At 48.6% G+C, this 24,399-nt stretch carries 24 protein-coding genes; 4 read left to right on the top strand and 20 right to left on the bottom strand.

What is annotated here, in order from left to right; genetic code table 11:
* Nucleotides 1-59: 59 nt before the first annotated feature.
* The 10 genes from ACE04G_RS04815 to ACE04G_RS04770 form a co-directional block, all read right to left on the bottom strand.
* On the bottom strand, nucleotides 60-1,007 hold the full coding sequence (locus ACE04G_RS04815; RefSeq protein ID WP_449003697.1) for a nucleoside hydrolase: 948 nt from the start codon (nucleotides 1,005-1,007) through the stop codon (nucleotides 60-62).
* Between the two features lie 57 nt (nucleotides 1,008-1,064).
* Nucleotides 1,065-1,469, bottom strand: coding sequence for a DUF350 domain-containing protein (locus tag ACE04G_RS04810; protein ID WP_449003696.1), 405 nt, complete (start codon nucleotides 1,467-1,469; stop codon nucleotides 1,065-1,067).
* Nucleotides 1,451-2,851 (bottom strand): glutathionylspermidine synthase family protein, encoded by a 1,401-nt coding sequence (locus ACE04G_RS04805; RefSeq protein ID WP_449003695.1) that lies wholly within the window; start codon nucleotides 2,849-2,851, stop codon nucleotides 1,451-1,453. Before ACE04G_RS04805 ends, ACE04G_RS04810 begins: the two co-directional genes overlap by 19 nt.
* Nucleotides 2,852-2,855: 4 nt before the next feature.
* Nucleotides 2,856-3,140 carry a hypothetical protein gene (locus ACE04G_RS04800; RefSeq protein ID WP_036671603.1) on the bottom strand — a complete coding sequence of 95 codons (285 nt, stop codon included), beginning with the start codon at nucleotides 3,138-3,140 and terminating at the stop codon, nucleotides 2,856-2,858.
* Nucleotides 3,140-3,562, bottom strand: coding sequence for a hypothetical protein (locus ACE04G_RS04795; RefSeq protein ID WP_486094194.1), 423 nt, complete (start codon nucleotides 3,560-3,562; stop codon nucleotides 3,140-3,142). The genes ACE04G_RS04800 and ACE04G_RS04795 overlap by 1 nt, the downstream gene beginning before the upstream one ends.
* Before the next feature lie 442 nt (nucleotides 3,563-4,004).
* Nucleotides 4,005-6,086: a ribosomal protection-like ABC-F family protein gene (gene abc-f / locus ACE04G_RS04790; RefSeq protein ID WP_449003693.1), complete on the bottom strand. Its 2,082-nt coding sequence runs from the start codon at nucleotides 6,084-6,086 to the stop codon at nucleotides 4,005-4,007.
* 98 nt (nucleotides 6,087-6,184) lie between these two features.
* Nucleotides 6,185-6,346 carry a hypothetical protein gene (locus tag ACE04G_RS04785; protein ID WP_449003692.1) on the bottom strand — a complete coding sequence of 54 codons (162 nt, stop codon included), beginning with the start codon at nucleotides 6,344-6,346 and terminating at the stop codon, nucleotides 6,185-6,187.
* 114 nt (nucleotides 6,347-6,460) lie between these two features.
* Nucleotides 6,461-6,745, bottom strand: a complete 285-nt coding sequence (locus ACE04G_RS04780; RefSeq protein WP_237177906.1) for a hypothetical protein — start codon at nucleotides 6,743-6,745, stop codon at nucleotides 6,461-6,463.
* A gap of 53 nt (nucleotides 6,746-6,798) precedes the next feature.
* The gene (locus tag ACE04G_RS04775; RefSeq protein ID WP_221819830.1) at nucleotides 6,799-7,797 is read right to left on the bottom strand and encodes a glycosyltransferase; all 999 of its coding nucleotides are present in this window, start codon (nucleotides 7,795-7,797) and stop codon (nucleotides 6,799-6,801) included.
* Between the two features lie 18 nt (nucleotides 7,798-7,815).
* Nucleotides 7,816-8,799, bottom strand: coding sequence for a phosphotransferase family protein (locus tag ACE04G_RS04770; protein WP_449003691.1), 984 nt, complete (start codon nucleotides 8,797-8,799; stop codon nucleotides 7,816-7,818).
* Between the two features lie 160 nt (nucleotides 8,800-8,959).
* Between ACE04G_RS04770 and ACE04G_RS04765 the strand changes: the two genes are divergently transcribed.
* Together ACE04G_RS04765 and ACE04G_RS04760 are read left to right on the top strand one after the other, a co-directional pair.
* Nucleotides 8,960-9,550 (top strand): TetR/AcrR family transcriptional regulator, encoded by a 591-nt coding sequence (locus tag ACE04G_RS04765; protein WP_339180436.1) that lies wholly within the window; start codon nucleotides 8,960-8,962, stop codon nucleotides 9,548-9,550.
* Nucleotides 9,551-9,741: 191 nt separating this feature from the next.
* Nucleotides 9,742-10,320, top strand: a complete 579-nt coding sequence (locus ACE04G_RS04760) for an NAD(P)H-dependent oxidoreductase (protein WP_449003690.1) — start codon at nucleotides 9,742-9,744, stop codon at nucleotides 10,318-10,320.
* 117 nt (nucleotides 10,321-10,437) lie between these two features.
* Here ACE04G_RS04760 and nikE read toward each other — a convergent pair whose 3' ends face one another.
* The 10 genes from nikE to ACE04G_RS04710 form a co-directional block, all read right to left on the bottom strand.
* Nucleotides 10,438-11,238, bottom strand: a complete 801-nt coding sequence (nikE, locus tag ACE04G_RS04755) for a nickel import ATP-binding protein NikE (RefSeq protein WP_449003689.1) — start codon at nucleotides 11,236-11,238, stop codon at nucleotides 10,438-10,440.
* 162 nt (nucleotides 11,239-11,400) lie between these two features.
* Nucleotides 11,401-12,207, bottom strand: coding sequence for an ABC transporter ATP-binding protein (locus ACE04G_RS04750; protein ID WP_449003712.1), 807 nt, complete (start codon nucleotides 12,205-12,207; stop codon nucleotides 11,401-11,403).
* A gap of 38 nt (nucleotides 12,208-12,245) precedes the next feature.
* On the bottom strand, nucleotides 12,246-13,076 hold the full coding sequence (gene nikC, locus ACE04G_RS04745) for a nickel ABC transporter permease subunit NikC (RefSeq protein WP_449003688.1): 831 nt from the start codon (nucleotides 13,074-13,076) through the stop codon (nucleotides 12,246-12,248).
* Nucleotides 13,073-14,017 carry a nickel ABC transporter permease subunit NikB gene (gene nikB / locus ACE04G_RS04740; protein WP_449003687.1) on the bottom strand — a complete coding sequence of 315 codons (945 nt, stop codon included), beginning with the start codon at nucleotides 14,015-14,017 and terminating at the stop codon, nucleotides 13,073-13,075. Before nikB ends, nikC begins: the two co-directional genes overlap by 4 nt.
* Nucleotides 14,018-14,093: 76 nt before the next feature.
* Nucleotides 14,094-15,728 carry a nickel ABC transporter substrate-binding protein gene (nikA, locus tag ACE04G_RS04735; RefSeq protein WP_449003686.1) on the bottom strand — a complete coding sequence of 545 codons (1,635 nt, stop codon included), beginning with the start codon at nucleotides 15,726-15,728 and terminating at the stop codon, nucleotides 14,094-14,096.
* A gap of 296 nt (nucleotides 15,729-16,024) precedes the next feature.
* Nucleotides 16,025-16,966, bottom strand: coding sequence for a glycoside hydrolase family 113 (locus tag ACE04G_RS04730; protein WP_449003685.1), 942 nt, complete (start codon nucleotides 16,964-16,966; stop codon nucleotides 16,025-16,027).
* A gap of 200 nt (nucleotides 16,967-17,166) precedes the next feature.
* On the bottom strand, nucleotides 17,167-18,204 hold the full coding sequence (locus tag ACE04G_RS04725; protein ID WP_237177916.1) for a glycoside hydrolase family 130 protein: 1,038 nt from the start codon (nucleotides 18,202-18,204) through the stop codon (nucleotides 17,167-17,169).
* Between the two features lie 21 nt (nucleotides 18,205-18,225).
* Nucleotides 18,226-19,065 (bottom strand): carbohydrate ABC transporter permease, encoded by an 840-nt coding sequence (locus ACE04G_RS04720; RefSeq protein WP_405131019.1) that lies wholly within the window; start codon nucleotides 19,063-19,065, stop codon nucleotides 18,226-18,228.
* Entirely contained in the window at nucleotides 19,062-19,949 is an 888-nt protein-coding gene (locus ACE04G_RS04715; protein ID WP_221819858.1) for a carbohydrate ABC transporter permease, read from the bottom strand. Before ACE04G_RS04715 ends, ACE04G_RS04720 begins: the two co-directional genes overlap by 4 nt.
* Nucleotides 19,950-20,145: 196 nt before the next feature.
* Nucleotides 20,146-21,459, bottom strand: coding sequence for an ABC transporter substrate-binding protein (locus ACE04G_RS04710; RefSeq protein WP_339306136.1), 1,314 nt, complete (start codon nucleotides 21,457-21,459; stop codon nucleotides 20,146-20,148).
* 452 nt (nucleotides 21,460-21,911) lie between these two features.
* Between ACE04G_RS04710 and ACE04G_RS04705 the strand changes: the two genes are divergently transcribed.
* Nucleotides 21,912-23,102, top strand: coding sequence for an AGE family epimerase/isomerase (locus ACE04G_RS04705; protein ID WP_449003684.1), 1,191 nt, complete (start codon nucleotides 21,912-21,914; stop codon nucleotides 23,100-23,102).
* Nucleotides 23,099-24,283 carry a glycoside hydrolase family 130 protein gene (locus ACE04G_RS04700; protein WP_449003683.1) on the top strand — a complete coding sequence of 395 codons (1,185 nt, stop codon included), beginning with the start codon at nucleotides 23,099-23,101 and terminating at the stop codon, nucleotides 24,281-24,283. The genes ACE04G_RS04705 and ACE04G_RS04700 overlap by 4 nt, the downstream gene beginning before the upstream one ends.
* The last annotated feature ends 116 nt before the right edge of the window (nucleotides 24,284-24,399 follow it).

The following is a 24,399-nucleotide window of genomic DNA, read 5'->3' as shown; positions in this document are numbered from 1 at the left end:
AATCCGTACCTGGGATAGGCACAGATTTTCTTCTTTTTCCTGTAGTTACATTCCTGCGTTTACTGGATCGCTGAGAGAACGTCCAGCAGCATGGATTTGAATTTGGGCCGATCAATGGCTTCACAGACGCGTACATTGGGCTCTTTGCCAAAACGTCCGTTGATATCAACCACACTGTATCCACGTGTCAGCTCTCCTGCCGCTTCCACATCCACATAATATTGACCCGACTTGGTCATGATGGATTCATCTGCCGCAACAGCCATCAGCAACGTATCGGGATGAGTGGTGCCATTCAGCTTATGTACCGACTTGTTGAACTGCATAACCACTTTGTTGATAGCGGTGAAGAAATCGGCACCGGATGTACCCAGAGCCGCAATCTCTGCATGATCGTCATCGTCCATCACTGAATATTGCGTGCACATCTCCCAGCCAACCATCGTAATCGGAATGCCTGCATGCAGTACAATTTTCGCTGCTTCCGGGTCCACGTAGAAGTTATACTCCGCTGCCGGTGTGATATTGCCCAGTGCATTATTCGTTCCGCCCATGATGTACAGGTGAGCAATCTCCGGAATAATCGTGGGGTCTTTCTGAATTGCCATCGCAATATTAGTCAGCGGGGCAATCGCCAGAAGTTCAATTTCACCTGGATATGCATGCACCTTCTCAATGATAAAATCAACCGCGTGCCCGCTCTCGGGACGTTGATCTGCCTTCGGGAAATGCGCGCCGCCCATGCCGTCATCGCCATGCACATCTTCCACTGTGCGGTGCTGAGCTTTACCGTAGGCCATTAACGGACGCTCGCAACCTTTATACACAGGCACCTTGCCGCCATGTCCAGCAACCTGTACCGTGTACAGGGCATTTTCAACCTCCTGGTCGAATTGTACGTTACCGCCCGTAATGGTAATGCCCTCCACCTGAAAGTTATGCAATGCCGTCAGGATCGCAATCGTATCGTCTCCTGCTGTATCTGTATCGATGATGACTCTTCTCATGATGCCGCGCTCCTTCTTCCCATTGATAGTAAACTCTATAAAACACTATGTCTTATTTTACATCAAAAACGTACCGATGACGATGGAAACGCCGATGATAATCGAACGCAGCAGCTGTGCTACTGCCATATTGCCTCGTGCGATTTCTTCGCATACTCGCATTTTAGGCGTAAGGAAATCAAATATAATATAGACCAGGCACAACACAATAATTCCAAGTGCCGACCACAGCAGCATATCCAGCCACGAATGCGTCGAGAAAGACACCATGCCTACGATAATACACAGTCCCAGCAATTTGCTGCCCATATACATGCCTGCCGCCTCGTTACCTTTGGCGATTTCCTCACTATCGTTATACCGGGTCAATTTGCTAAAAGCGAAATATCCACACACCAATACCACCAGCAGAATGCCTACACCCACCGCAACATTCAGCAAGTTCAATCCCAAGTTCTCCATTCCTTCTCCTCCTCATCATTCATCCGTTCACGAACTGTAGCCGCGCAATAATAGGCCATATCTCCAGTTACTTTCTCCCCGATCCGTGGTAGCAACCCAGCCAAACGCCCACCGATAACAAACACCCCTGTAAGCAGATAGCCGCTGTACGCTCCAGCTTCCGTCTCGATCACAACCTGTTCCATCGGAACCAGCTGCTGATAGATTTTGGGCTGATTTTCGTAATAAGCTGTGATCTCTTCATCCTCGTCTGTTGCCCCAGATGCAAGATTGGATTCCAGCGCCTCGTTAAGAGGATGCTCCATCTCCTGCTTTCCAAAGGCATTGTCCGTTCCTCCATCCAGCAAAAGAGTTCCTCTGCCTTCGCGTCCCCAGTAGCTTTTGGCTACATATGATATGGCATTCAGCTCGAAAGGCTCTGCCGAAAAATAGGTGGGCAGCAGATATCGGGAAATCACGTCCATTTCCACTTCATCAAAGAGGGTAAACCCGCAATATTCCGGGGTTTGCTCGTTCCGCTCGTAGAGCGACCAGATTGCCGCCATGAAGCCTTTACTCTGCATCAGTACATGCTGAACCGGATTCATCAGGCCCAGTCGTCCCTCACGTACAAGTTCAAGCAGCGCAGCTCCAATCTCCACCCCTGTCGTCTCATCCCGATCATCGATCAGATACTCCAGTGGATAAAGGCGATACAGTAGGTTAATCTCCCGACCCTTATGGTAAAGCGCCTCCCCCGGAACAATCTCCAGTTCATCCAGTGGAGCATAGAAGACTTCGTATCCCGCTTCCTGACAGCGTTTCATCAGGTATTCCGTATTTGTACGATCTTCGACATGTTCGCCAAAAGAAGTGAATGTCACCGGACCCTGCAATCCTTGGTTTGCGTAGAATTCGAGCCATATCCTGAAACACTCCCGAATACGTGTATCCATCTCGGCAGATGGTGCAGTGAGAGCAGCATCCTCAGCAAGACCGACCAGGATATTTTCCAATGCAGCAGCCTCCGGTATACCCGTAGGAGTGTCCGTATTATTTTCAATACACTTCGGCCCAGCTTCTCCAATAATCCAGTCCTGACGGGTAATGCCTCCAGTCACCATCTCCATACGTGCTGCCGGAATAAGCCCCGGATGGATACCCAGCTGATGCTCCAAAAAAGAATCCGGCATGTATTGCTGGATAAATCGCATCACTTTACAGTAAATGCTGTCTACCGCCTCGGCTGCAATACGCAGCTCCTGTACCTCCGAGGGAGAATAAACCGTTAATGCAGGCACACAATATTGCTTCCCGTACATTCGATGGTATGGAATCTGTTGTTCCGTTTCGCCCTGAAATACCTCTTCGTGACTTAACGGCAGTTGAACCACTTGCCTCATCCGGTTATCCTCCCGAGCTGCGGAAGAAGCTACCGAAGCCGCTTGATTTGGACTTGGATTTGCTATAGGAGCTGTTACTGTCCTTATTGCTTCGATACGACGACCCACCGTAGTAATAGTGCCCACTGCTGGAATCATATTCACATCCGGTATCATACTCCGGGTCACATTCATCATTGTTGCTGCCACAACCGGATAACACGGCAGGAACCGCCAGCATCAGGGAGAAAGCAACCAGCTTCGCTTTTGATCCGGGTTTGGATGCTTGCCCCCGCTCTTGGTCACTCATTACAGATCCACCTCTTTCATATAAAACAACACTTTCTTGCGATCCGCATCCAGCACGGAATACAGGAACTCATACGTCTTGCCACCGCGGACCATGTAATGGTCCAGCAGTTGCTCGGCAAGCTCCATTGTATAGGTGGAGGATACTGTGAGTTCCAACTCCTGAAATGAACTTCCATTCCAGAGCATATACTCTACGCTGTACATGGAAGACATTTTGCACATCGCCAGCGCAGCATCCGCAATAGCTGCACCGTACTCATCCGGCATCTGTTGCTCATACGCCGTTACATATACTGCATGTTCCCGCCCATCCTGGCATTCATTGGACAGATGCGCCCAGAGTTTGTTTTTCACCAAGGTGGCATCCACCAGTTTGCGCATGAACAGTTCATCTCGTGTGACTGAAGTCTGTTCCAGCACTCCCGTTTCCGCCTGTCGATCATCCGACCAACTCCGATACGTCAATGAATAATAGATACCGATAACCTCCCTTTTTGCGAGCTCTTAGGTGAGCCGTTTCAATTCATACAAACGTATTTAACGCATCAGAAGGAAAAAAGTTACACAAGTGAATCAATTTCATATTACCTTTAGCTGCTTCAAATCAAGGATAGACATAGATCAAAATGGTTTAATTTGTCTATGTCTAGTTGCAAAACTCCATTTTTAATGAGTTATGAAATTGATTCTATTCACCATGACATGTAATAAAGAACATGTTGGCTACCTTCGTTCTCCGATTAACGAAGCAGGAAATAACATACTGTTTTCTACTTTTGTTTTGGTACGCAATCCAGTTCAAAAAGGCCGGAGAAAACTCTCCGACCGCACTTGTTTAATCTTATGCTCATACTATTCTGACTTATAACTCAGCCCACTGGGCCAATACATCATTGTATTCAGTGGACAATTGCTCCCGGTCATTCCAGATTTGTTCCAGTTCAAGCGGATTATTCTGTACCGTTTCCAACTGTTGATCCAAAGCCTGAATCTCTGCCTCAAGACGAGCCAGGGTCTTCTCCAGCTTCTCCGCAGACAGTATATTGCCGTTGCTACTTCTATGATTCGATGCAGTTGCTGCCGAAGGAGTCAATGCCTTGCTTGATCCTGTGGAAACTTCATGACCACGACTTCCATCGGTAGCCGCAACAGCGGAACCGTTCATTGTCGATGTTGCTTCTGGTTTCTTCCCTGATCTGGCAGTCCCGCCGGGCGCAGACGTTAAACCTGACTTCAACTCTGACTTGGCATTCCCACGAGAGGAAACTCCCACTCCTGCTGTAGCCTGAGTTGTCGCCGCCGCACGAGCTTGCATATCAAGCTTCTTCTCACGATACGCCTCATAGTCTCCCAGATAAGAGGTCATCTGTCCGTCCTCCAGTTCCCAGACACGGGAGGCGAGGCGATTGACGAAGTACCGATCATGCGAGATGGCAAGTACGGTTCCTTCAAAATCAACCAAGGATTCTTCCAGCGCTTCTCTGGATGCGATATCCAGATGGTTGGTCGGCTCATCGAGCAGCAGTACATTGGGTTTGCGTTGCACCAGCAGAGCCAGCCGCAGGCGCGTCCATTCCCCGCCAGATAATTGCCCGACAGAGCGGAATACATCCGCTCCATAGAACAGATATCGGGCCAGAATCCCGCGAGCCTCGCCTTCCTCCACACCCGCTTCCAGACGGAAGTATTCAAGTACGTTCAGTTTTGGATTCGTGGGTTCCTCCTGTTGAGCCAGATACCCCACATCCACACGTGCCCCCCACTCCAGCTTGCCCGCATTGGGTTGCTCGTCACCAAGCAACAGCTTGAACAGGGTCGTCTTGCCAGAACCATTCCGGCCAATGAGTGCAATTTTATCCCCATACTCCAGCAGACCCGAGATTCCGCGCAGGATTTCACGCTCGCCATAACTCTTCTCGACCTGTTCCAATACTGCTACCCGTTTACCCGTTCGATCCGTAGGGCGCACATCGAATTCGGCATTGCGGCGCTCCAGTACAGGACGCTTCACCTGTTCCATCCGCTCGATGGCTTTACGCATAGAAGCCGCCCGTCTGAAGAACTTTTCATTCCCACCAACTCGGCCCCACTCCTCTAACTGGCGGATCGTTTCTTTCATTTTCTTGATAACCTTCTGCTGCTCCTTGAACTCTTCGAATTGCTGCAACAGCCGTTGTTCCTTCACTTTCATATATTCCGTATAACCGCCAGCAGACGTTTCCGCTTCTCCATCCTCCAGCTCCAGTGTTCGATTCACGACCCGATCCAGAAAATAACGATCATGCGAGATCAGGACAATGGTGCCGGGATATTCTCGTAAAAATCCTTCCAGCCACTCGACCCGCTCCAGATCGAGATGGTTCGTCGGCTCATCCAGCAATAACAGATCGGGCCTTACGATTAGCTGTGAAGCCAACACTACCCGAGTCTGCTCCCCACCGGACAGGGAACCGAAGCGCCAACCATAGTGTGCCTTGGCGATATCCAAACCGTCCGCCACCTGATCGATCCGGGCATCCATTTCGTATCCACCCTCACGCTCGAACTGGTCTTGCAGTGCCGCGTAGCGTTTCAGCAGGCGCTCCAATTGATTAGGGTCTGCTGCACATGCCGGATCGGACATCTGTTGCTCCATTTCCTTCATTTGCGTGCGACATATCATAAGCTCCTTGAGTCCAAGACTCAGTACATCCAGTACGGTATGGTCATCCAATCCTTCTGGAACCTGAGCCACATATCCCATTCGTGTATCTTTCTTGATCATCAATTGCCCTTCATCCGGCTTGTTCAGTCTTGCCATCAGGCGCATAAGTGTGGTCTTGCCGCTTCCGTTGCGGCCAATCAGGGCGACCTTGTCACCTTCCATAATTTCAAACGTAATGCCGTCCAGCACCAGATGTGCTCCGTGGTATTGAGTCAGTTGTTGCGCGCTAATCATTATCATAATAAGGTTCCTCCTATGGTATGGAAGATCCTGACCGCAACACAAAAAGAGCCGCAGGAGGTTAGCTCCGCGGCCCTTCAGAATTCAAGCAATATCGCTTATCGTCCGAATGAGGTCAAGGCAGGCATCTTCTCGCAAATGTTAACTTCCGTATATTCAAAATTGGACAGACTTCTCCCGTTGATCAGAAAAGTATGAACAATGCCAGCCATAGCAATCGGTAGCTGGCTAATACGGTTGTTAAGCATCTCGTGATTCACCTGTCTTCACCTCCCTTGTCATAATTAATGTCAATATATCACAGAAGGCTGTGTCCCTGCAACCAGCCCATCGCCCAATTCAAATCTTACTGTATAGTGGTTTCATTTTTACGCTTAATTCCTGCCCTGTCGCCGAAGCATTACATCCCTGATCGCCACCGTAATGAGTGTTAACATTCCCGAGGTACCCAGTGATGCGCCGAGCAGGGCATATCCGATGCCATTCCACCCGCCAATATCGATGCTGATCATGATTACAACGGCACCGCCAAGCAAGGCCACACATGGCAATATATATTGTACCCACGTCATTCGTCGTCCTTGCAACCGGTAGATAAGCCATTCAATCAGCAGCTGCACCGCCCACATTCCCAATGTCCACAAGATCAGTACTTCCATAAGGTTCCCCTCCTGTCGCTGGATGGATCAAGCCCTTTGTTACAGACCTTACGTTACTTCAACCAATTTGAGAAAAAGTTCCGGTACCCTTCTTTCATCTTCGTGCGCGAAAAAGCACCAAAAGCATACTCCCGGTTGTCTTCTGACACACTGCGCGGCGCAGCCGCAGCCATGTTCACCAGTTCAAACCAGTTATCCTCGTTGCCTGCAAAGGCATGCGTGGATCGAATGTGACCGTAGCAGGCATGCTCCGGCTTCACGACCATTTTGCCCATCGCCATCGCTTCCGTCAACGGCATCGCAAATGTATCAAAGGCTGAACAGTTCCAATACACCTTGGATGAGTTCATCAACGTAAATATCTCATCCTGCGTGAGCGCAAACTTCAGCTTCACGTTGGAAGGAATGTCGTACTTCTTCATGGTTTCCTTATAGCGTACACCACCAAACACCATATATACTTCCTTGTCCGGGTTCTGCCGAGCATATTCCAGAACTAGATCCGGGCGACGGTTCGCCTCATCCCGACCGATCCAGAGCACCCGATTATGCACAACCTGACTCGGATCATAGTGCCGGTTCGCCAACTCTTCGCTAAAGCCAATCGGGATGACGTTCACGTCATGTACACCGAAATTGCGGCCCAGTTCTGTTTTCAAAAACTCGGTCTGCACAATCGCTTTATCCACCATCGTATAAAATGGCTTCATCATCTCATATCCCGTCAGCGCGGGATCGGGGAAACTGTGCGGAAACAATACGCTTTTCGGTAAGAACATCTTCAAAAATGTAAACCCGGATACGGTGTAGATAACATGCTCTATATTTTGACTATGAATCTGATCCAGCACGATATCGTAGTTCACCAGGTCACCCTTCTCATGCTCATAACCCGGCAACCAGTCGTATCCGCTGACATGACGCTCCGGCGAGATGAACACAATATCCACGCCCAGTTCCAGACCAATCTGCTTCAGCCGATCCGCAAATACGCGTGGCCCCTGTGCTTCCGTGAATTGAATTTTACGCATAACAAGTCCGACTTTACGCAAGCTTCTCACCCCTCATTTCTATTCCTCACGCATGTGCTTCATGCATTGTTCCAGCGTCGCTGCTGTCTCATACCACTGGTTACTTAACTGTTCCTTCGGCCACACACATTCCTCACTCCTCAGATCACCGTCAATCAAACGCAGCATCCAGAGCGAGAATACAATAGCATAGGCGTCGTACCATTCTCCAAAAGGAACCCGTTCAATCTGTACGCCCAAGCTCCCCAGTTTGTCCAAATAAACATCCATAACCCGCTCTCGCAGGTCCGGCGTAACCGTTCTGGGAAATAGCGGATGCGAGAGATCCACCAGATGAACTACATCCCACAGCGGCGTATTCAGATGGGCATGCTCCCAGTCCAAGACGACCAGTCTGCCGTCCACATCCGCCAGATTACCGGGATGCAAATCTCCGTGACACAGAACAGTTGGAAGTTCTTCCTCTGCCGTGAGGATCAACCTCGTGATCTTATTCCAATCGGGTTCGGACAGCTGCATATCCAGCCTGGATAACAGTTCATCCGTAGATTGTCTGTGCATTTGTAACTCATCCAGCATTGTGTGAATAGACGGTTTCTGGCCCACGCGAGGCAGTTCACCCCAATCCGTGACAGACAACGCATGCCACGTTGCCATATGTACAGCTGCGCCGAGCATCGTCGCTTCTTGTGAATCATGCACCAGTTGCCCCAGATCCTCGTAGATCATCCAACTCTGTGCCGGTGTAATGGCAGGGTCCGACGCTGCAATGAGCTGCGGATAGATCGGTGGTAAGCCAGACATCACACGCTCGTACATCCATCGTTCCCGTCCATGCTGTGCAGGATTCGTCAGCGGTTTGAAAATATAACTTTCACCGGTAGAAACAGTGAATCGCTCCACATATCGTCCGTTCATTCCTTTATACAACGGTTCACGGCTTGTTATATAGTGATCATTCAGCATTCCTTTAGGTGTCACCCAGCTGTATGCATCCATCTCTTCGTTCACGCTACCCACCATCCGTTTCGTTCTCCCTGCTGCTCCGATTATGATTTCTATCCATCATACGTTGCCGTTCACAAGCCTGCAAGCTTTGGTCGTAAGCGCTTATTCAGCGTCTCAATTTAGAGTTTCAAAAGTGCTTGTTGCATTTTAGTTAGTAATCACTTACTATAAAATCATGAAGAACAAATCTCATGTGGATAGCAAAAAGAAAGATATCCTACAAGCGGCGATGCGCTTGTTCGCAACCAAAGGCGTTGACGGCATATCCGTCAAAGAGATCGGTGATGCCGCCGGAGTAACCGATGCGGCGATCTACAAACATTTTAAAAACAAGGATGCCGTTGCCCTGGAAGCCTTCACCCAATACTGTGTCGACTATACTGCACTAATTGACGGGTATGTTCGACAGGAAGGTCCCGTACTGGATCGCTTCAAGCAACTGGTTACCGAGGTTCTCCATCTGCATGATGAAGATCCCTACGGACTGCTGCTGATTTCACAGAATCATGAAATATTCATTGAAGCTGGAAGCAGCGAAGATTACCGTCAGCCATTGGATGCGTTAATGGATCTGATCGATCAGGGAATGATGCGGGGTGAACTGCCTCAGCAGGATTCGAGGCTCACTGCCGTGCTGATTATCGGTGCAATTACACGCATGGCGGTCTCCAGTATGCAAGGTGAACTACCGGAGCTATTGGTACCTTATACGGGGGAAACGGTTCACCGACTTGCATCAATGTTGGGGCAGGTACCCCAAGAGTAGCGAGGGAGAGTGGTAGCCATTCTGACCTCGCAGAACACCAAGTAAGGTTTTGGGGCTACACGTTATAAAAAGAGAATCGTCAACATACCATCAGGATATACCAGATGGATTATCGGGTCATACGTGACCTTTTCTTTTTGCACATGAGGTTAGTGTTCATTAACTAAAATAGTCAGGATGTGTCATCTTCCATGAAAAAAATATTAATTATTCAAGGTAATCCCGTCTCCCCCAGTTATAACGGCGCAATCGCCGAGGCGTACCACAAAGGTGCGGTGCAGGCTGGTGCTGACGTCCGCATGATCACCCTGAACGAGTTGGCGTTTAACATGAATCTGGAGGGAGGATATCGTAATAAACTTCCCCTTGAACCGGATTTGCTACAAGCTCAAGAAGCAATCAAGTGGGCCGAGCATCTCGTATGGGTGTTCCCAATATGGTGGGGAGGACCGCCTGCCCTACTGAAAGGTTTCATTGACCGAATCTTCATGCCAGGTTACGCCTTCAAGTATCAAAAAGGAAAACCTTTCCCGGATCAGCTGCTCAAAGGCCGCACCGCCCGCATGATCACCACGATGGATGGTCCGAGCTGGTACTTCAAATGGTTCCAAGGTGAACCTGCACATAAAATGATGAAAATCTCCACATTTGGACTCACCGGCATCAAACCTGTGCGGATAACAACTGTAGATCAAGTTGGTAAGAAGTCGGATGAACAAAGAAAAAATTGGCTTGATAAGATTGAGCAGCTTGGGCGGAAGATGGGGTAAGACAGAAGATAAAATTGCCTAATTCTAAACAAAAAAGGGATGTCCCCTACGTCATGTTCAAGACGGGACACCCCTTTGTTGCGTTTATTATAGTCTAACGAACCTTGCGCACATTATTTACCCAAATGAAATACGACCCGACGGATGCTCAGGCAAAATAGCTGTAACCAGCTGCTGGACTGCCGGATGATCCGACTGCATTACCGAATCCCCCGCATCACCGCTATAGACAATCCTGCCCTGATCCATCACGGCAATGCGGTCGCAGATCGTCATGGCCGCCCGAATATCATGTGTGATAAAGAGGTAAGACAACCCATACGACGTTCTGAGCTCCGCCAATAAGGATAGGATTTGCGTCTGGTGCACCATGTCCAGGCTGCTGATCGATTCGTCCAGTACGATTAACTTCGGCTTGAGCGCGATAGCTCTTGCGATGTTAACTCGCTGTAATTGCCCACCGCTGAACTGTTGCGGGAGCTTGCTCCCATCCTCAGGTGTAAGTCCAACCTGCTCAAGCAGTTGTCCGACCACACGAAGTTGTTCTTTTGCGGACAATCGCTCGTAATTATCCAGCGGCTCCCCAATGATCTGCGCAGCAGTCATGAGTGGATTCACAGCCGAATAACAGTCCTGGAAAACGACCTGCAGATCACGTCGTAATCCCTTAAGCACGGGTTTGCTGGATCGGTAGATATCCTGGCCTTGAAATAAAACCTGACCCTGGCTGGGCTTCTCCAGACCAAGAATGATTTTACCCAAGGTACTTTTACCTGCCCCACTCGTACCCAGCAGTCCCAGACAAACACCCTTTTCAATCGTAAGCGAGATATCTGCCAGCACAGGAGGACGCGCTCCTGAACGATCCAGCCAATTACGTTTGCCATAGCTATGGCTTACTTCACGTACCTGAAGCATCAGGTCATCCTCCTCTCTTGTACTTGGCAGAAGCAATCTCAGAAGAAGCCGAAATTACACATTACCATGTCCATTCCACCTCTACGACTACCCACTCAAAATACAGTTCATATCCGCTCTACACATACACTCACTGAACGATTCGACTCGTCTGTCATTCGTTTATCGTCCCAAAGACACACTGGGTCTGGCATTTAACAACATCCGGGTATACTCATGCTGCGGATGATCGAACAGTTGGTAGACATCCGCCTGCTCCACAATCCGCCCTTTCTGCATAACCGCGACTTCATCCGCCATTTGCGAGATCACGCCCAGATCGTGGGAGATGAGCAAGATGGATGTGCCATACTCCGTACGTAGCCGCTCCAATTCCTGAAGCACCTTGAACTGATTCACGACATCCAGTGCCGTCGTTGGTTCATCAGCAATGACCAGGGCTGGTCGCAAGCACATCGATATGGCGATCATCACTCGCTGCAACATACCGCCACTCAGTTGGAAGGGATATCGCTTCATCAGTTTAGCTGGTTCGGGCAGGTTCATATCTGCCAACGCAGCAATAGCCCGCTCTCGGGCCGCTACTTTGGACATTCCCGAATGCGTACGCAAAGTTTCAATGAACTGAGATCCAATCGTGTACACGGGGGTAAAAGCATTCATCGGATTCTGCATAATAAATCCGATGTCCTTGCCCCGGATGCGCCGCATCTCCTCACCTGACAACGAGCCAAGCTCCCGTCCATTCAGGCGGATGCTGCCCGACACTTCCATCCTGCGCGGATCAAGCAGATGGAGCAAGGCGTTACACGTAACGGTCTTACCGCTACCACTCTCGCCAACCAAGCCGAAGACAAGACCTTTTTTTAATTCAAAATCAATGGGCTCCAGTAACGGGACTGAACCCTCCGCTGTTCTAAGATTCACTTGCAGACCACGAACTTCGAGCACCTTCGCTGCATCATCCATCGTTACGTTCACCTCCATATGCCTTCGGTTCCTAACCACTACCTTTTTGCAATGCCATAACGCTCGGATAACGCTTCTCCCATGATGTTGAACGTAATAACTACCAGCAGAATTAATGCACCCGGGTAGATCATCAACTCCGGATGACTGCGAATGTAACCTGTTCCTTCATGGATCATGGCGCCCCATTCTGCATTCGGTGGTTGGATGCCAAGCCCCAAGAATGAAAGTGCCGATATATCCATAATCGCCCATCCCATCTCCAGCGTGCCCATCACAACAATCGGACGCTGCACGTTGGGGATGATATGTTTCCGAATAATCGTCCACGAAGAAGAGCCGCTAATCCGCGCCGCTGCGATAAAATTCCGTTCCTTCAGACTTACGACCATGTTCCGGCAGATACGTGCATAATACACCCACTGTACCATCATGAGGGCTAGAAGCACCTGCATCAGACCTGGACCAAAGATCCCTACAATACCCAGCACCAGCACCAGATTCGGAAACGCCATAATGCCTTCACACAAGCGCATCAGCAGACTGTCCACCCAGCCACCAAGGTAACCGGAGATTGAACCCACAATGACACCTATGAGCAAAGAAGACAGAAAGATCAGGGTAGCAAATCCGAGCGACACCCGTGCTCCATACATCAGCCTGGTGAGATTGTCGCGTCCCAGATGATCCGTTCCCAGCCAATGCTCAGGCGATGGACTCGCCAGCTTCTGCAACAGGTTTACCTTCACCGGATCATGAGGAGCAATCCATGGGGCTAATAACGCGATCACGAAGAAAAGCAAGATGATCACCGAGCAGATCTGGATGGCTCTCTGTCCTTTAAATACCGCACGCCATTTGTTTATCAATGTTCTGCCCGTCCTTTCGCTGAAATCCGTGGGTCCATAACGAGCTGCACCAGATCAACGAGCAGATTGCATACGATGAACAGGCATGCCGCCAGGAAGACATAACATTGAATAACGGGAATATCCCGGTTAAATATCGCATCGACAAAATAACGCCCGAACCCAGGCCAGGAAAACACTTGCTCCACAATAATGGTGCCTGTGAGCAGCTTGCCCATACTCATCCCCATCCCCGTAATGAGGGGCGATATGGCGATTTTCAGGACATGCTTGAGCATAATCACTCTTTCGCGAATCCCGCGTGTTCTCGCATACTGTACATATGTCTCCTGCAATTGTTCCAGTACACTGGAACGCAACAATCGGGTGTAGACCGCAATCAGGATCATGGATAGTGTTACCGTAGGCAGAACCAGATTCTCCCACGATCCACGCCCCTCCACAGGCAGCCAGTCCAGCTTCACTGAGAAAAAGAAGATCAGCAGGTAACCGAGCCAGAATTGCGGAATAGATGCTCCAAAATAGGAAATCGCACGGCTGACCATGTCAATCCAGCTATTCTTATACACCGCGGCCAGTATTCCCAATGGAATACTCACCAAAGCGGATAACAACATACTCCAGAAGGCTAGTTCAGCCGTAGCGGGAAGCCTTAGTTTCACTTCATCCCATACGGGTTTGTTGGTGAGATATGAGGTGCCAAAGTCGAGCTTGGCAATCTTCTGAATCGTATGCACATACTGGGTTAATAAAGGCTGATCCAGACCGAACTCATGCCGTTTTTGCGCAAGCAGCTCCGGTGTTGGATAGATATGAGCGGCTGTCAGATAAGCCTCGGCCGGATCAACCGGCGATATATGAATAAGCCCAAAGGTAACGAGTGTAGCGATAAAAACAATAGGAATGATCGCGATCATTCGTTTACCGATATAACTGATCACCAAACGTTCCTCCCTTTTATCAAGCTACATGACCTTTCCAAGGCCTTACCATTTCCGAAATTAAAGTATTTACTACTTATTGATTGCCCAACTCAATGCCTACAAACGGATTTTCATCACGGTTCGCCGGGAAAATAAAGTTGGAGATTTCCTTCTGATATACCGCCGTTTTCTTAACATACGAGATGGGGACAATCGCCGATTGTTCCTGAAGTGTTGTCAGGATGGAGCCATACAGCTCCTGACGTTTCGTCTCATCTGTTGATGATAGTGCGGCATGTACCTGCTCGTCCAGTTCCTTTTTCATCGGCAAGGCACTGAGCGTCTCAGAGATACCAAATCCTGGGCTCGCTACAACGTTAATGAAGGAATGTGGATCATACGGAGCACCATAGTTATACCAGAAATACAGGTCGAAATCATTGGCTTTCAACCGTTTGATCTGTACCGTCAGTTCCAGCCCAGTGAGGTTTACCTTAACCCCAAGCTCGCTCCATTCCGCCTGAATGGTCTCAGCCATCGCTTTCTGAATCGGGTCCGTCTTGTCAAAAATCATTTCGAATTCAAGCTGTTGGCCGTCTTTCTCACGAACGCTACCATTTGCAGGCATCTTCCAACCCGCTTCATCCAATAAAGCTTTGGATTGTTCAACGTTATATTCGATCGGTTTCAGGTCAACATTGGTGTATGGGTAGTTCTTGGATAGTGCCGTATCTGCCGGTTCTTCCAGACCCAGAGTGATGCCTTCCACCATCGCTTTTTTGTTAAATCCTTGCTGGAGCGCCATCCGTACTCTGAGATCAGACAGCTTCGGATTGGAGGAATTCAGCAGCAGATCTCGCGTACCTACCGGATCAGACAGCTGACTCACATATTTATCGTTGTCACGAAGCTGTTGGAACGCATCCAGACTGATCATACCTTCACCATAGATCAGGTCGAGATCACCTTTTTCAAAAGCAAGCACGCGGGTTTCTGCATCAGGGATGATCTTAACCGTAATCTGATCCACCTTCGGTGCGGTTCCCCAATAATTCGGGTTGCGTTTGAAAACAGCATATTCGTCCTGCTTGTAATCAGCCAGCATCCACGGGCCAGTACCCACCGGCTCTTTGATGCCTTGGGAAGTATCTCCGTCATCCGGGAATCCGGCTTCACCCAGGAAGCGGAAAGGACGAACCACCGACAAGTCCTGAAGAACAGGATAATACGGCTCTGTGAGTGTCATGCGGAAAGTCTGATCGTCCACAACCTCCGTCTTGTCGAGCACACCTACAATGCCCAGCCAGCTATGTGTGTCTTTATTTTTCATTACAGCGTCAAAATTCTTTTTCACAATCTCAGCATTAAATGGCGTACCATCTGAGAATTTCACACCTTGGCGAAGCTTGAATGTATATACTTTGCCGTCATCGGAGATGGTCCATGATTCTGCCAGGGCAGGTTCCAGTTTTCCGTCCTTCTGGTAACTGATCAGCGGCTCATAGAGCATGGATTGGGCAAATAATTGCGAAGGATTGTACGTGTGCGGATTCATTGTACCGATATCACGTGGCCATGACATCGTAATCGACTTCGTAGATGTTTGATCCGAAGCAGCAGATGAGGATTCATCTCCACTTCCTGTATTGCTGCAACCCACAATAACGAATAACAACAAGAGCATAGTTGCCAGCGTGAGGGCCGAAGATTTGCGATGTTGTACAGACATGGATGTTGAACCCCTTTTCTCTATTTTATGATAATGATTATCATATTCATCCATTAAGAATAGGCAGGAGCCCTCCTTTTGTCAACAAAATTCGACATGGTATGTGTTGTTACTAAAATAGCAAAAAAAGCCTTTCCTGTGGGAGGAAAGGCTTCTTGACCTGAATATGAATCACAACTGCAAAAATAAGCTTCACCATAATCTGTTATTCCTTGCTCACAGCACGGAAGTCACGAAAGTACATATGGAGATATATCACTGAAAACCATCTTCATATGCGCCTTCTTGTTCCCGTTTTAAACTTCTACAGCGATGCCCTCATAGAACCGACGAATCACCTGTTCCGCTGGCTTGCCGTAAACTCCATATCCGTCATCGGCCAGCGCATCCTTCTCCGCGTGCAGATGTGCGCTCCAATCCCACAGACCGAATCCGCGTACCCAATCACGCTGACTGACATGCCGGAACATCGCCTCATAGAAACGCTCTTGTTCCTCCGTATTCACTTCGCCTTCCAGTCCCCTATCGTTTGGTACGTAGGCTGATCCGCTGCGGCTGGGACAACCAGCTTCCGCGAAGAAAAAGGGTTTGCCATAAGGAGCAATCGCCTGCTCGATTCGATCCAGCTGTGCCTCCCAATCTCCGATGGGATAGTAACCACTGGAGGAGATCACGTCCACCGCATCCCACCACTTCACATGGCCTTCCTGATATTTGTCCGTGTTGTATGACACCAGTCCCGTGTACACTTCGCGCACACCGGCGATCACCTCGCGCCACTCCTGATCCCGACGCTCGGATTGCACCATCTCACAGCCTACAATGAACATCTCACACTTTTCCTGCTCTGCAATCGCTGCATAATGCTTCTGAAATGCCGTGTAGCTGCGGAACCAATCCTTCCACTTTGGCTCACACGGCACATCGATATCAAAAAAGTTAATATGTGCACGCCATGTGCCATCGGTGCAGTTAACGGTTGGTTTCAGAATGACACGCAGCCCGAGTGTACGGGCATAACGAATCATGTCGATCAGTTCATCATCCTCGACCAGATGTTCACCCCGATACTTGACCTCTACCGCCTGCGGATGATCCTGATGTGCCGCCAGTGCAAAAATAACATGTGAACTGCCTGTACGTTCTGCCATCAGGCGCAAGGATTCTTTGGCCTCCGGCTTGCGGAAGTCGCCCCTGCCACTCATCCAGCCAAATGTAAATCCCTTGATATACTCCATATGCATTGCTCCCAATGTATACACTTTCACTACGATTGCAGTACCATCTTCCGATCGCCGTTATCCCCAGATTTCTGTCAATCCCTTTTATACAAGGGAGAAATTCGGGGATAAATGCGACCACTTCGCTTCTTCAGATTGGTTCTGCACTCTCCGTTATTGTGTAAATTTCAGCTTTCCCAAAATTTGTTTCACTTCGATTACAGCTTGCCTTCCTCGTGGTCACCGGCGATGACTTCATCCGTCTCGATCACATAGTTCACGATCTCTTCGATGGTCGTATACGCCACACCCACATACGTGTCGGCAGCGCCGTAATAGATGGCGATACGTCCGGTATCAGCATCATGCAACGTTGCACATGGGAAGATGACGTTATCAACGAAACCTTGTTCTTCATACCATTTTTCCGGTGTCAGCACAAAGTTGGAGGAACGATATTTCACTTTGGAAGGCTCATCCAGATCCAGAATGACCGCACCCATGCTATATACCAATCCGTTACAGGTTCCCGTGACGCCGTGGTAGAACATCAGCCAGCCTTCGGACGTTTCAATCGGAGCAGGACCGCCGCCAATTTTAACCGATTGCCACCAGCCTTGGCCGCCTTTGCTCATCACATGACGGTGCTTGCCCCAATACACAAGATCCGGGCTTTCGCTCAGGAAAATGTCTCCGAATGGCGTATGTCCACTGTCACTTGGTCTGGACAACATTACATAGTTGTCGTTGATTTTGCGTGGAAACAACACGCCATTACGGTTGAACGGCAGCATTGGATTTTCGAGGCGGACAAATGTTTTGAAGTCATCTGTTTTGGCCAGGCCCAGTGCTGCGCCGTAGAAGTCTGTACACCAGATGATGTAATACGTATCTTCGACTTTGACCAAACGTGGATCGTACGCATAGTTCGGCATAAATGGATCACCATTTTCATCTACAAATGCAATACGCTCTTCTTCAATCGTCCACTCCAAACCGTCCTCACTTGCCCCCATGTGCAGGTGCGGACGGCCATTAACGGTTTCGGCGCGGAATACCCCAATGAATTTCCCTTCATACGGTACAACAGCACTGTTGAAAATGCGGGCAATGCCTTTGACCGGGTTACGCGGAACCACCGGGTTCGCCGAGTGTCTCCATACCGGGCCTTCCGTTCCCTCCGGTTTGGCTTCCCACGGCATATTCGGCAAAGCATCCCCAACAATGTGTACGTTTTTCGTTTCAGCAACTGACATTTTCATTTCTCCCTTCGGTTTTTATTTAACTGAGCCTTGCGCGAAGCCGTTGTAGATGTACTTCTGTAGCAGCAGGAAAATGATCATGGTTGGAATAATGGCGATCATGATGCCGGCACTGATGACTTCCCACTGCGATCCGAACGGCCCCTTGAATTTGAACAAGGCGGTGGATATGACCTGTAGATCGGCCTTTGGCATGTAGAGGAACGGTGTGTAGAAGTCGTTATAGATGTTCACACCCTTCACGATAATGACCGTTACAATGGCCGGTTTCAGCAGTGGCAGAATGATTTTCCAGTAGATCGTAAAGTACGAAGCGCCGTCCAGCATGGCGGATTCATCCAGTGCACTTGAGATGGAACCCAGGAATTGCAGGAAAATATAAACCGCGATGATATCTGTACCCAGGTACATCACGATGGCTGCCCAGCGCGTGTTGAACAGGTCGAGGGCGTTAATGATCTGGAATGTGGCGACCTGCGTCGTAACACTTGGAATCAGCGTAGCTAGCAGGAATGCCGCGACCATGATTTTCTTACCTTTGAATTTGAAACGATCCAGTACATACGCGATCATGGAACCCGTTAACGTTGCACCTATAATGGAGATGATCAGGATAATAATTGTATTTTTGAAACCGACCAGCATGTTGCCATCCACAAAAGCCTTCGTATAATTCGCAAAGTTCAGCCAGTTGGCTGGCGGGGCAAGCGGACTGCTGGTAGCGTATTCCGCATTGGTTTTGAGAGATGCAAACAGGATGACCACGATGGGTAACAGCGCGATAAACGCCGCAAGCACCAGGGAAGCATATTTAACCACGCTCGCAAGGGTGTATTTGAATTGGTTCACATTCATTCCTCCCCTTTCATGGTGACGCGCTGAACGAGCGTAACGAGAATAACGATCAAGAGCAGCACCACAGCCATGGCGGATGCCAGTCCCAGCTTGCCATATTTAAACGCCAAATGAACCGTCTGGATTACAAATGTCATACTGCCGTTGGAACCATCAGTCATGATATATGGAATATCGAACGCACTAATTGCGCCGCTAATCGCCAAGATCAGGTTGAGCTGCAGGATGCGTGTAATGCTTGGCAGGATGATGTGGCGGAATTGCTGCCAGCGATTGGCACCATCAATATCGGATGCTTCATACACATCCTTCGGAATGGAGGAGATTGCACCCAGGAAAATGATAAAGTTGAAGCCCATGTATCTCCATACCGAGGCACCTGCGAGTGACACGTTAATAATATTGGGATTACCGAGCCAGAGCTGCGTGTATTGTCCCAGCCCGACAGCCTGCATGAGCATATCGAGTGTACCGTCCGGTTTGAAGAAAAAGAGAAAGATAAAACCGATGGCTACCCCATTCAGCAAATAAGGGAAAAACAGTATGCCTTTGAAGAAGTTTTTGCCTCGAACTTTGAAACTCAAAATCGTGGCAAAGTAAAGCGCCAAGCCCATCTGTAAGAACGTAGCCACGAAGTAATACAAGCTGACAATAAATACTTTGAAGTATTCGGGATCACTGAATATGCGCGTATAGTTCTCAAACCCAACATAATCAAACCTTTTACTGTATCCGTTCCAATCGGTGAAACTGTATTTGAACATGTTGATGACCGGTAAGTATGCAAACGTGAACAGCAACGCCAGCGGAATAATTGAGAAGGCACAAATGATAAATATGCGTTGCGCTGAGTAGCCCCAATTCGAAAGTTTTAAGTACTTCATGCTCTCCACACCTCCAAGCGGTTCTCCCGCCTATATATCGAAAGACTCCCGTCCAATGGAATTCTGGAGGAACAACTGCCGAGGAAGAGCATCTGGCATCATGCTTCCGAGTACCAGATGCTCCATGCTCCATTCATATATGGATTCCTATATCCCCGCAGTCCATTCATCACCAGATCCACTTACGTTAATCCAATTATTTCGTGAGTTCTGCTCTTGCTTTTACCCACTTGTCGTTCAGATCTTTCATGATGTCGTCATACGATTCCTTGCGGTTCCCAATACCTGCTTCGATAATGCGTTTCTTGAAGTCAGGCTGCCAGAGACCGATTTCGCCTTCGTTATCAATCTTGTCAACCAGCCCTTCTTGACCACCTTTGGCAGGTGTAAGCGTGGAGAATTTCACATCTTTATATTGATCCAAAATCGGTGGCAATTCAGCATTCTTGTCTGCATCCATACCGCCGCCCTGTTCAACTGCGTAGTTCGATTTCGCCAGGAACCAGTCAATCCAGGCTTTGGCAGCAGGTTTGTTCTCACTGTTCACGTTCATGCCGATGTTATAGTCAGCGGAGAGCGGAACCACAACCTCACTTGCATTAGTTGGGAAAGGTAAGAATCCAATATTGTCCGGTGTATCCGTCATCCCTTGGATCTGTGTAATCGCCCAAGAGCCCAGTGCCATCGTAGCAATTTTGCCTTTGGCAAGATCAGCCTTGGAGCTTTCCCAGTCGGTTGTTGTTGGGTCTTTCTCGATTAGACCGTTCTTGGCTGCATCATAGAGCACTTTATATAGTTCATAGTGCGGCTGACCAGGCACAAAGTTCTCATCTGTATTCGGTTGGTCCACGTTAACGTAATCCACACTGCCTGCCACGGTTGGCAGATCCGATTCCCATTGGGTGAGAGCCCAGCCGGATGCATAGTTGGTGTAGAGTGGAACCGCATCTGTATTGTCTTTGACCAGTTGAAGCGCAGCCTGGAATTGCTCCGGTGTTTTGGGAATTTCCATAATGCCAGCGTCTTTGAAGACCTGTTTGTTATAAATGATTCCGGAGAACGTGATCACGGTAGGGATACCGTACACCTGACCATCCACCATGCGTTCTTCAATAGCGGTGTATTTGTCTTTCAATTCATCGTATGTGCCGAGCGGCTCGAAAAAGTCCGGGATATCTGCGATCGGAACACTGGTCGGGATCATCAGTACATCACCATAATCCTTGGTGCTCATACGGATCTTCACTTGTCCTTCGTAGTCGGCCAGAGCCTGAAAGTTAACTTTGACATCGGGATATTCCTTGTTGAATTCTGCTGCGTAGTCTTTGAACACGGTATCCACAATATCTGTCCGTTGCGTCAGAACGGTTATTTCACCTTTGATATCTGCCGGATCTGTACTGATCTCCTCCCCTGCCTGCGAAGATCCACCTCCGGATGAACATGCAGCAAGTAGCGAAGTGATGAGCAGCATCGTCAGCAACATCATCCAACCTTTGTTTTTTCTCAATTGTTTCGACCCCTCTCTTAAGTAAATTTAGGTTATCGTTAAGGTTACAAAATGAATTCTATTATGGTAACGCTTACCTGTCAATTAAATTATTTATAACTTAACAAGAGAAATTGCGAAGTAATTCGTTGACATCTGTTTTTCAGGGCACTAATATTGTTTAATAAAGTTACCGTTAACTTAACTATATATATTAATTAAACATTTACACGAAACGTAGAGGACAGAAAGAACCTGAAAAAGCGGAGCGTTCGCCTAAAAGCTTTCTGAAAGAAAGCTACATCGGAAGCATACGCTATCACCGGAATTTCACCTTTGAAAAAGGGAATCAAAAAAAATCTGGGGATAACAGCGATCGGAAGGTTATTCTGTCATCGGAGTGGCCAGTGTAAATATTCTTTAGTCAATTTATATATTAAGATTTATGTAACACGTTGAAGGAGCGCTCACTTATGAATACCAAAAAAACCCAACTCCAATCTGAGATGAAGGAACATTGGGAAAAGCAAATTTTACCCTTCTGGTCCACCCTTAAAGATACAACCCACGGTGGATTCTACGGCTGGGTTGGCAATGATCTTCAGGTGAATCAACAGGCACCCAAAGGCGGAATCGCAACGGCACGACAACTCTGGTCTTTTGCAGCAGCGTATCGGGTTACCGGAAACGAAAGATGGCGCGAGTACGCTGAACATGCATACCGTTTTCTCGCTGACCATGTGATGGATACCGAATATGGCGGTATGTACTGGATGGTAGATTACACAGGGGAAGCATTGGATACGAGCAAACATGTGTATACGCAATCATTCGGTGTGTATTCACTCAGTGAATACTATCGTGCTACCGGGGATGCTTCTGCATTGGAACTTGCGAAAACGCTTTTCGCTCTAATCGAGGACAAAGGTCTGGATGCCGAACTACCTGCGTACAAGGAACAATTTGATCGCACATGGAAGGAACAGCCCAATGAAATGCTGAGCGAAAATGGGGTTATTGCGGATTACACAATGAATACGCATATCCATGTGCTGGAGGCCTACACCACACTCTATCGCGTGTGGCCGGATCAACAAGTGAAGGCGGCGCTGGAACGCCTGCTCGGGATTCTATATGAACGGGTGTATGACCAAGACACCAAGTTTCTCGGGGTATTTTTCAATAAACAGTGGGAATCCCTCATTGACCTGCGCTCGTTTGGACATGACATTGAAGCCAGCTGGCTGATCGACGAAACGTTAAAAGTGCTGAGGCTGGAACAACATCCGGAGTATGCGGCGATGGTAACAGATATTGCCTATAACATCTCCAATGTAGCCGTGAATGTGGATGGTTCCCTGTTAAATGAACAAGAAGGTGAACATATCGATGAGAAGCGAATTTGGTGGGTTCAAGCCGAGGCGATGGTCGGTTTCTATAATGCATATCAGCGTACAGGTGATCCGCTGTTTCTGGAGAGAGTGGAGCGCTTGTGGACCTATACAAAAGAAAACATCATTGATCAGCGCGCTGGTGGGGAATGGTACTGGTCAGTTGATGGGAACGGAACACCGGATCAGAGCGAAATTGCCGGACCGTGGAAATGCCCGTATCACAATAGCAGATTCTGTATTGAACTAATCGAGAGGATGGGATCAGAATGATACACCCGAAATACAAGGAGTTACTGGAGAAACAGGAGCAGCTGCTTACTCGCCCCAATGAGATCAATTCTTCCTTCTACAACGGCATATATGATCGGTACCAATATCCGGTAATCACTCGCCATCATGTACCGCTGCATTGGAGATTCGATCTGGATGAGACAACGAACCCGCATTTCATGGAACGCCTGGGCATTAACGCAACGCTTAATCCAGGAGCCATCTATTTCAATGGCAAATACGTCATGGTTATTCGTACCGAAGGATTGGATCGCAAATCAATCTTTGCGCTCGCCGAGAGTGACAATGGAATCGACGGGTTCCGTTTCACGGGTAAACCATTGGTCTGGGAAGATATTGATGCGGATGAAACCAATCAATATGATATGCGCCTTGTTCAGCATGAGGATGGTTGGATCTATGGCATCTATTGCTCGGAACGCAAAGACCCGGAGGCTCCTGCATTTGATACATCCAGCGCAGTGGCACAGGCAGGACTGGTTCGTACACGGGATCTTACAAGCTGGGAACGGTTGCCCAACATCACAACGAATTCCCCTCAACAGCGTAATGTCGTATTGCACCCGGAATTCGTGGATGGAAAGTATGCCTTCTACACCCGCCCACAGGACGGATTCATCTCCACAGGCAGCGGCGGCGGAATCGCCTTTGGTCTGTGTGAGGATATCTTGAACCCTGTCATTCATGAAGAGACAATTATCGACGAACGGCAATATCATACGGTATATGAGGTCAAAAACGGACAGGGCCCTGCTCCGCTCAAGACGGATCGTGGCTGGATTCACATTGCTCACGGGGTTCGGAACACCGCAGCCGGCCTGCGTTATGTGTTATACACCTTCGCTACGGATCTGAATGATCCGGCACGTATTATTGCCAAGCCGGGCGGCCACTTCATTGCCCCTTATGACGACGAGCGTGTAGGCGATGTATCCAATGTTATTTTCTGCAATGGTGCTGTAGTCAACGAAAATGACGAGGTCTTTATCTATTACGCATCCAGTGATACCCGCTGTCATGTGGCAACAACCACGCTGGAAAAACTAGTCGATTATACGTTCAATACACCGGCTGATCCATATCGTTCACTGGATTGTGCCAGCCAGCGGGTTCAGCTGATAGAACAGAATGAGAAGCTTTTACAGAAACAATTGACATAACATCGGTAGAGCGTCCTCTCAGGGAAACCTGCAATGTGCTGAAAATTAGCGAAACAACAGCCGGAATTGCTTTATTCCAAGTTGGTAACGATGTATACTGATATGGATTGTTATTA

Source organism: Paenibacillus sp. AGC31, from assembly GCF_057334655.1.
The sequence above is the reverse complement of the archived record's forward strand: the minus strand, read 5'-3'. Positions and strand labels throughout refer to the sequence as shown.